The sequence below is a fragment of the Frankia nepalensis genome, assembly GCF_016786325.1.
GTDB classification, from domain to species: Bacteria; Actinomycetota; Actinomycetes; order Frankiales; family Frankiaceae; genus Pseudofrankia; species Pseudofrankia nepalensis.
In genome coordinates, this window is sequence record NZ_JADWYU010000361.1 from 1 (window position 1) to 1422 (window position 1422).

A 1422-nucleotide genomic window follows, 5' to 3' on the forward strand; every position below is an offset into this window, starting at 1 on the left:
CTGCTCGATCATCTGTCTACGTCGACTGAAAAGCTCATTCTGAACCGGCTCTTTAGCGCGCTCTGACTGCTCGCAACGTCACGGTCCCGTCTCAGATGCTGTGGGCGCTGGTCGGTGTTCTCACGGTGTGAAGACGACTGGGAGATCCACGAGGCTGCGCAGCCACAGGGACGGGCGCCAGGCGAGCCGGTCGATCGGTGTCGCGAGTTCGATGTCGGGGAGGCGGTCGAGGAGGATCTGTACGGCGGCTTGCGCGATGGCTTCGCCGATCTCCTGGCCGGCGAGTGGGCATCGGTGTTCGCCGTGGCCGTAGGCCATGTGTGCCTGGTTGCGGTGATGGACCTCGGCGGTCGTCCGGATGGTTGGGTCGGTGTTGGCCGCGGTGATGCTCAGGAGCAGCAGGTCGCCGGCGCCGAGGCGGTATCGGCCGAGTGTCCGTGGTCCGACGGTCCAGCGGCCGGTGAGGGTTGCCCCTGGTGGGTCCTCCCAGAGGACCTCGGCCATGGCGTCGCCGACGCTGCGCCGTCCGCCGAGTATGGTCGCCGCGAACCGGGGATCGCCGAGCATGAGGCGCAGTGTGTTGCCGATCCAGGCGGAGGTGGCCTGGTGGACGATGGCGAAGATGGTCTGCAGTTCCTCGAGCAGTTCGCCGTCGCGAAGCCCGGCCGGGTGGGTGACCAGTCGGGAGAGCACGTCGAAGCGCTGGTGTTCGCGCCGTGCCGTGACCTGCGCCTGGAGCCGGTCGCGTAGGCGGATGTTCGCGGTGACGGCGTCCGGGCCGCCGTTGACGACGATGGCGAGGTCGGCCACGATCGCGGTGCTGTCCGCCGGCGGGAGGCCGAGCAGGGCCGTCGCTACGCGCAGGGGAAGCAGCTCGGCGTACTGGGAGATCAGGTCGGCCCGGCCGTGGCCCGCGAAGCCGTCGATCAGGTCGTCGGCGACCCGCTCGCAGGCCGTCCGTAGCTCGAACGGGTCGACCGTGCCGAGCCCGTCGGCCAGCACGGCCACCCGGCGGTCGTGTTCGTCCCCGGTCAGGAACCAGGCGGTGTCCCGTGCCGTGATCATCGGGATCAGTGGCCAGTCCGCCGGGATCAGGTCCCAGCTGTTCCAGGCGTTCGAGTCCCGGGTGTAGTACGCCGGGCTGGCCAGGACCTGGCCGAACTCCCGGTAGTCGAGCACGAGCCAGGCTGGGACGTCACCGTCGACCAGCACGGGTGCCACCGGGCCGTGAACGGTCCGCAATCGCCAGTAGACCGCGGCCGGATCGCGATGGAACTCCTCGCCGTATAGCCGGATGGCGCCCCTGGCGTGCGCCGGGTACCGCGACGCCCACTCCGGGGCGAGGCTGCCTTCCGACAGGCCGATCATGGCCAAACCTGGCTCCTCACCTCGTCTGCCGCGAACAGGTCCCCTGTGTTACCA

The 1422-nt window shown here is 69.3% G+C and carries 1 protein-coding gene; it reads right to left on the minus strand.

What is annotated here, in order from left to right; all coding sequences use genetic code 11:
* Positions 1-120: 120 nt before the first annotated feature.
* Positions 121-1368 (minus strand): cytochrome P450, encoded by a 1248-nt coding sequence (locus I6A81_RS41200; RefSeq protein ID WP_238431222.1) that lies wholly within the window; start codon positions 1366-1368, stop codon positions 121-123.
* Positions 1369-1422: the final 54 nt, after the last annotated feature.

What these genes read in the sequence shown, in the direction of transcription:
- I6A81_RS41200 (WP_238431222.1), bottom strand. Translation starts at nt 1,368, where the DNA reads ATGATCGGCCTGTCGGAAGGCAGCCTCGCCCCGGAGTGGGCGTCGCGG.